The sequence below is a fragment of the Staphylococcus sp. 11511212 genome (assembly GCF_011394755.1).
GTDB lineage: Bacteria > Bacillota > Bacilli > Staphylococcales > Staphylococcaceae > Staphylococcus > Staphylococcus chromogenes.
Genome location: NZ_JAANBQ010000014.1, coordinates 1 through 1,082, shown reverse-complemented (window position 1 = coordinate 1,082; position 1,082 = coordinate 1). Strand labels below are relative to the sequence as shown.

General features: G+C 47.8%; 1 rRNA gene. It reads right to left on the bottom strand.

Annotation, left to right across the window (positions count from 1 at the left end):
- Positions 1-1,082, bottom strand: a 23S ribosomal RNA gene (locus G8Y84_RS09285); the annotation flags it as partial.

The window sequence follows — 1,082 nt, the reverse complement described above, 5'->3', positions numbered from 1 at the left end:
ACTAGTGAGCTATTACGCACTCTTTAAATGATGGCTGCTTCTAAGCCAACATCCTAGTTGTCTGGGCAACGCCACATCCTTTTCCACTTAACATATATTTTGGGACCTTAGCTGGTGGTCTGGGCTGTTTCCCTTTCGAACACGGACCTTATCACCCATGTTCTGACTCCCAAGTTAAATTATTTGGCATTCGGAGTTTGTCTGAATTCGGTAACCCGAGAGGGGCCCCTCGTCCAAACAGTGCTCTACCTCCAATAATCATCACTTGAGGCTAGCCCTAAAGCTATTTCGGAGAGAACCAGCTATCTCCAAGTTCGATTGGAATTTCTCCGCTACCCTCAGTTCATCCGCTCACTTTTCAACGTAAGTCGGTTCGGTCCTCCATTCAGTGTTACCTGAACTTCAACCTGACCAAGGGTAGATCACCTGGTTTCGGGTCTACGACCAAATACTCATTCGCCCTATTCAGACTCGCTTTCGCTACGGCTCCACATTTTCTGCTTAACCTTGCATCAGATCGTAACTCGCCGGTTCATTCTACAAAAGGCACGCCATCACCCATTAACGGGCTCTGACTACTTGTAAGCACACGGTTTCAAGTTCTCTTTCACTCCCCTTCCGGGGTACTTTTCACCTTTCCCTCACGGTACTGGTTCACTATCGGTCACTAGAGAGTATTTAGCCTTGGGAGATGGTCCTCCCAGATTCCGACGGAATTTCACGTGCTCCGCCGTACTCAGGATCCACTCAGGAGGGAAGATGTTTTCGACTACAGGATTTTTACCTTCTCTGATTAACCTTTCCAGGTTATTCGTCTAACATGTTCCTTTGTAACTCCGTACAGAGTGTCCTACAACCCCAACAAGCAAGCTTGTTGGTTTGGGCTCTTCCCGTTTCGCTCGCCGCTACTCAGGGAATCGATTTTTCTTTCTCTTCCTCCGGGTACTAAGATGTTTCAGTTCTCCGGGTCTACCTTCTCACATGCTATGTATTCACATGCGGATAACACGACATAACTCGTGCTGGGTTCCCCCATTCGGAAATCTCTGGATCACAGCTTACTTACAGCTCCCCAAAGCATA